This window comes from Candidatus Protochlamydia sp. R18 (assembly GCF_000648255.1).
GTDB classification, from domain to species: Bacteria; Chlamydiota; Chlamydiia; order Chlamydiales; family Parachlamydiaceae; genus Protochlamydia; species Protochlamydia amoebophila.
The window spans coordinates 1-6840 of the sequence record NZ_BASL01000684.1; the positions used below are offsets into that span (position 1 = coordinate 1).

Sequence of the window (6840 nt, forward strand, 5' to 3'; positions counted from 1 at the left end):
AATTAATTTACAATTAGTCATAAATCTAGTCTTACTCCTATATCTTAGAGAAGCAAGCCAGATGGTCCGGTTTATTTGGGGAGCACTACAGGTTCAATAAAGGAATTTTTTCCATTGTGGAGACAATCATATTTTACATTTGCTTTTAAAAAGCTTACTTATCTTCATTTAGAAATTAAAAATTATATTTTGAGTTATTGAATTAATTTTATGCTATATTTTCTTATACAATTCTAATTTCTTTACTGAAATACGTACATATTGTTTGAAAGTTGTTTTAAATTTTCTACATATTTTAAATAGATTTTTTGAGGCAATACTCATAAAATAGTTACTTTAAGAAAAAATATTCAATTTTAGTTTACAATTTGAAAACGAAAATTTGATTTAAAGGCTTTTCTTTATAAGACATGCCAAAGGAATATAAAGTGATAAAAAGACAAAAGGAGCATTTAAAAGACTTTGATCTCTCACAACTTCAAATACTTTTTAAACATCTTACCTTAGGTCAAGATCATTTAAAATCATTATTGACGACTCACCAATTAGAGGATTTATTTAACTGGGGAGAACTTCGAGAGGAACATAAAAAACAGATTTTAGCTACAAGAGTCGAAAAATTTGGAAATATGTCACTGATTATCAATACTATCCTGACAAGTACTTTTGGTGCTTGGATGGGTTTATCAGGATGCATCGGATGCGGGTTAGGATCCTATAAAGTTTTAACAACAATTTCCCTCTTGGCTTTTTTTGTCAGTGGATTGATTGGATTTATCAGTTTAAATATGACACAGAGACAAGCATCTTTAGCGATTGATAAACAACGCTTGCTAAATTTACAGCTGCGTGTTCTTCAAGCAATTATTGATAAAATTACTGAAAAAGCAAATGCCCAAATTCATTATTTAAATTCAGCCATTTTTATTTTGAAAACAGCTAAAGATTCTGATGAAGAAAAGCCAATTTTTAAATTTATAAAAATTAATGAATTTTATGAATGGTTTGAAAACTTAGAAACGACGCTTAAACAACGTATGGATGAAGTTCAAGATTCTTCTGCTTATGAATTTTATCAAACACAGATTCAACAAAATTGTTATCTCATCAAGAAAACTTTTGCTAAACACGTCAAATATTTAGAAAATCTCTCTCTCACAAAGCAAAAATTCGATAGGCAAATCCAAATTATGCCTAGTTTACCTTTTCTTAAAGTATTAACAAATCCTGCTTATGGGATTCCTAGATATCGATCCATGAATTCTTTGCCTTGGATAAAAAGAAATTTTGATCAATTGTTATTAGGTCTTACTCCCACAATTTGGGGGGGATTTGCTTCCATGTTTGTATTTGTAGGGGGCATTCCCAATATTGCTAGGGAATTAGGTTTTGTTGAAGTAGCCAATTTTTTAATTCAGCCAAAATCACGAATCATTGAGGTAACCATTGCTTTGTTAGTTACATCATATTTTGCCTTTTCGTTTATTTATTCTTCTAAAAAAAATTGGCAGCGTCAAAATTTATTAGAACAAACTCAAAAAAAACTTTCAGATTTAGAAACAATTTCACTCGAAAGTACACATAAATTAAATATACTTTATAAAGTTAAGAACTATACGCAAAAAATCATTAGCATTTTCAATGCTCTCAAGCATCGAGAAAATTAGAGAAACAGCGATTTTTTGAATTATTTATTTAATAGTTTTTTTGGATTGATTCTTACTTAATTTTTTTAATAGCATTCCCTTGATAAAACTAAATTTTCCCTTTACATATGACTACCTATTTTATTTTATTATTATTGAAATGATTTTTATCAATATATAATATTATTAAAACATATATAAATTAAAATTTATTTAACTCATTTAGGTGATCCATTTTGAATATTTCTAATTTAGGATTTAGTCACAGTTACTTCGTCAATACAATGACTTCTTCTTACTCTCAACCTCAAGAAATTAGTAATCACCTTGAGGATGAAGATAATCGCTTAGTCGACCCTGTAGCTAATCCAGAAGAAATGGATCCTTCAACAATTCAAACTCTAGATTTTTCATCTTCATCTGAAGAATTTCAACTGAGCTTTCAAGATGGAACTTCTCTGAACATTTCTCATTTTCAACTAGCTTTGTTAAAGGAAAAATCGCTTTATTTTAAAAATCTGTGGTCGGGGAATTTTCAAGAAACCCTTCAACATCCTCTTGCTTTGACACAAAAAGAATTTAAGCATCTACTCGATTGCCTAATGGATGCTAACTTTAAATTTCCTTTGGAAGAGATCACTTCTGCCATTCAACTAGCTGATTATTATGAACTAACAGAAGTGGTGAAAAACTTAGAAGAGCAGTTAATTGATGGGTACAAATCAAAGAGATTTGAACCTTTTAGCTCCCGTGAAGAGAGTTTAGTCGAATTAAAAGAGCTTTTAAATTTCGCGCAGCAATGTCAATTAAATGTTTTAAAGAAATTTTTAGAATTCACCGTTGTGAGTGCATTATTAAACCAGATTTCTCAGTTAACAGAATTTGAAAGAATTATAAATCACTTTTCAAATGAGATAGAATCAATCAATTTTTCAGACAATGTTTATTTGACTGATGCCTATCTTTTAGCATTAAAAGATTGTAAAAATTTAAAAGTGCTCCATCTCAAATCTTGCGAAAATCTTACTGATGCAGGATTAGCGTATTTGACACCCTTAGTGGCTTTGCAACATTTAGATTTAAGTTGGTGTAACAATCTCACGGATGCTGGGTTAGCGCATTTGACACCCTTAGTAGCTTTGCAACATTTAGATCTAAATTGGTGTAAAAATCTCACGGATGCTGGGTTAGCGCATTTGACACCCCTGTTAGATTTGCAGTATCTAAGTCTAAGAATTTGCCCTAACCTCACTGGTGCAGGATTAGCGTATTTGACAACCTTGGTGGATTTGCAGTATCTAAATCTGGGCGGATGCGAAAATCTTACTGATGCAGGATTAGCGCATTTGACACCCTTAACGGCTTTACAGCGTCTCAATCTGGGCGGATGCGAAAATCTTACTGATGCAGGATTAGCGCATTTGACACCCTTAACGGCTTTACAGCGTCTCAATCTGGGCGGATGCGAAAATCTTACTGATGCAGGATTAGCGCATTTGACACCCTTAACGGCTTTACAGCGTCTCAATCTGAGTAGGTGTAACAATCTCACGGATGCTGGGTTAGCATATTTGACATCTTTAGTGGCTTTACAGCATTTAGATCTAAGCTTTTGCCGTAATTTCACTGGTGTAGGATTAGAGCATTTTAAATCCTTAACAGATTTAGAGCATCTCAATCTGTATTTTTGTCTAAAACTCACGGATGCTGGGTTAGCACATTTGACTCCCTTAGTGGCTTTAGAGTATCTCAATCTGCGCTTTTGTCTAAAACTTACGGATACAGGATTAGCGCATTTGACCCTCTTAACGGCTTTACAGCGCCTCAATCTGAGTAATTGTAAAAATCTCACGGATGCAGGATTAGCGCATTTGACAACCTTGATGGATTTGCAGCATTTAGATCTGAGTAATTGTAAAAATCTCACGGATGCAGGATTAGCGCATTTGACAACCTTGATGGATTTGCAGCATTTAGATCTGAGTAATTGTAAAAATCTCACGGATGCAGGATTAGCGCATTTGACAACCTTAACGGCCTTACAGCGTCTCAATCTGAGTAGGTGTAACAATCTCACGGATACTGGATTAGCAAATTTAACACCTTTGATAGATTTGCAGCATTTAGATCTGATTGAATGCTATAATCTTACTGATGCAGGATTAGCGCATTTGACCTCCTTAGTTGCTTTACAGCGCCTCAATCTGAGTAATTGTAAAAATCTCACGGATGCAGGATTAGCGCATTTGACAACCTTGATGGATTTGCAGCATTTAGATCTGAGTAATTGTAAAAATCTCACGGATGCAGGATTAGCGCATTTGACACCTTTAGTGGCTTTAGATTATCTAGATCTAAGCGATTGCGATGGCCTCACGGATGCAGGATTAGCGCATTTGACACCCTTAGTTGCTTTAAAGTGCCTCTATCTGAGTAATTGTAAAAATCTCACGGATGCAGGATTAGCGCATTTGGCACCTTTAGTGGCTTTAGGTTGGCTAAATCTAAGCGATTGCGATGACCTCACGGATGCAGGATTAGCGCATTTGACACCCTTAACAGCTTTACATTATCTTGATCTGAGTAATTGTAAAAATCTTACTGATGCTGGATTAACGCGTTTCAAAAACTTAGCAGCTTCGCTCAATTTAAAAATTTTAAGGCGGAAAAATTTTCAATAAAGAAGAAACCTGGGGCCAAAAATAAAAAGTAAGCTGTCCTAAGAAGATAAAGGATGAAGTTATATTAGACTTCTTCTGAAACCTAATTTTTAAGTTCATCATTGTATAATCCTGCTAAAAGATTAAAGCGTAACCTAAATCTTTTTCTCCTATTTCGATAACGATCTAAGATAATTTTGAACCGCTTTAACATTCCTATCACGTTTTCTACAAGAACACGTTCTTTAGCCAGAACAGTATTTCTCTTTTTATCTTCCTTTGTCAGAGGATTTTTCTTACTTTTCTTTTTGGGTAAAACCGTTTGAGTATGTACCTTTTGCAAGCCTTGATAACCCGTGTCTAATGCCACCTTTATTCCGGGATGAATTCCTGTCCTTGATTTTTTAAAGAGGCGATAGTCGTGGCATTTTCCATTCCCATCGCTCATGCAGATGATTTCTGTCGTTGCTCTATTGGCAATCATCTGAGTCTTCAGAGTGTGTCGTTTCTTCTTCCCTGAGTAGTCATGTTTTTGCTTTTTTTTGGCCTTTCAACAGGACTCTCAGAGTGTCTACTAAAATCACTTCCTATTCGACATCGCTTTTTATTAACGCCTTGCGGCCAGGTAAATTGAAATGCCCGCTTTTAATCCATGTGTTCTCAACAAAACGAATGTTGTCATCACAATGACTTTCACTTACCCCATCATTAGTAGAAATGTGAAAATAGGTCCGATATTCTCTTAAATATTCCAGAGTCATCAAGATCATATCAGCCGGACAAGATTTGTTTGGGCGACCTCCCTTAGACTTCTTTTCTCGGAGAGCTTCTTCTATCATCTCCACCATTTTTTTAAAAGTCTCTAATTTGACCCCAGTTAGACGGCGGAAATCTTCTAGTTTCAAGTTTTTAGTGTTCTCAAATCTCATATCACCTCAAATTTTTGGTGATATAATAGCTTAAACGACATTAAAATTTAGGTTTCAGAAGAACTCTATTAAAGTTTATCAAGTCTCAAAAGTGGGAAAATTATGTAGATTGATTTTTCATAAATAGTATTTCTCTAATTGGCTCCAAAGGACTTTCAAATAAGTCAAATGGATCGACAGGCGCAAAACCTGAAGTAAAACTCGAAAGGAAACATTGGCCTCGTCTGACCCTTTCTTGCCGCAGGAGCATTGTCAAAGGTTGCGACTTATTGGGGCTGCCGGATAGTAATCTGCCCTTCAGATGGTTGACACGTTTTATTGCCACCTTTTGGGTATAGAGGTAGAAAAATTAAACAAGGCTCAGGCATTGCAAAAAGCCATGCTGATGGCGATTGAGAAAAAACGAGAAAAAACTCATGTATGGGGAGCTTTTTTTTATCGGAACTATGTGAATAAACTAAGAAAAATTTTTACGGTTTTTTCTCAAAAATTTTGCAATTTAAGAAATTATTTTATCTCATTTTTAAATAAAATTCGTTTAATTTTTGCTTGAATTGGTATTTTTCAAATCGCTACTACGATTCTTTCATTTTATCAACTAAAAAAATCACTATTCTAAGCAAAAGGAAGCATTTTCTCTGCTATATCTTCTACTCAATCCAATCAATTGATTAATTGAAAAATAAATCTGAAAGATAAACTTATACCTTTGCTTGGTTTGACCCTCAATTAATCAAAATCTGACCAAGTCATAGGTAAAAAACAAACAGACACTTTTTTTAGTAATCCTAAAACATGTCATGCTGAGTAGGGTTATTGTCCTGATGGGTAAAGGGCATATTATACAGGATCCAATTTCAGCGATTTTTGGTCATTTATTTGAAACTAAAAATATAGAAATTTAACCTTTAACAAAAAATTTTATTGTCATCAGTTTCAAAGAACTTGATACATCTGTTCCGAATATACCTAAATTATGGCAGAAAAAATTGTTGTATTTCTCTAAAAAGCGATTTAGCAAAAGCTAAAGAAAAAGAAGATTTAGATTTCATTAAGCAATAAACCGCCGTAAATCCTTTATCTATAAAACTACTTTTTTATAGTCGCTTAGGTAGTGCTAAATAGGTAAGGCTCTCAATTGCCTATTGTAATCACAAATAAAGTATTTTATTAACCCAATGTGATTAGTTAGTTTTTTAGAAAATGAAAGTGTTTTCCTTACAAGTCTTGCACATCTTTGTCTGAGAGTACAATTAAATCTTTCAATGTAGCTTGTCTGACCAGATTGCTTGCTAACTGGTTGATGTTGACTCCAAGGAATGGTTTCATCATAGACATTAAATTTATCAGTGAAATAGAGGGCTTTTTTTTTAATGATTCGGGTAGTTTTGCAAAAAGAAGCTCAGCGGTTTTTTTATCTCGAGGACCCACTTGCCTAGCAAGCACTTGACGACTTTTTTTATGCAAGATAAGCCATAACCACTGATCATTTTTCTTATTTCCTACAAAACTCCATAGCTCATCTACTTCAAGTTTAGCCACTTCCAATTCATCTTTCTCACAACATGTGACTTGTGCATTTAAATCCTCAGGCAAATCATTGAT

Annotated in this window: 2 protein-coding genes and 3 pseudogenes; 3 read left to right on the plus strand and 2 right to left on the minus strand. The window is 33.9% G+C overall.

Annotation, left to right across the window (positions count from 1 at the left end; genetic code table 11):
* Positions 1 to 428 precede the first annotated feature (428 nt).
* The gene (locus tag TY19_RS05215) at positions 429 to 1667 is read left to right on the plus strand and encodes a hypothetical protein (RefSeq protein ID WP_042280727.1); all 1239 of its coding nucleotides are present in this window, start codon (positions 429 to 431) and stop codon (positions 1665 to 1667) included.
* Between the two features lie 215 nt (positions 1668 to 1882).
* A complete protein-coding gene (locus TY19_RS26795) occupies positions 1883 to 4327 on the plus strand; it encodes a leucine-rich repeat domain-containing protein (RefSeq protein ID WP_445082247.1) in 2445 nt (814 codons plus the stop codon).
* Positions 4328 to 4409: 82 nt separating this feature from the next.
* On the opposite strand, the pseudogene TY19_RS12785 reads toward TY19_RS26795, so the two are convergent.
* Positions 4410 to 5235, minus strand: a pseudogene (locus TY19_RS12785) (IS5 family transposase).
* 231 nt (positions 5236 to 5466) lie between these two features.
* Here TY19_RS12785 and TY19_RS26800 point away from each other — a divergent pair.
* Positions 5467 to 5671: pseudogene (locus TY19_RS26800) on the plus strand (CHAT domain-containing protein); the annotation flags it as partial.
* A 681-nt stretch (positions 5672 to 6352) separates the two neighbouring features.
* Here the strand turns inward: TY19_RS26800 and TY19_RS11680 are convergent.
* A pseudogene (locus tag TY19_RS11680) lies at positions 6353 to 6840 on the minus strand (IS1 family transposase); the annotation flags it as partial.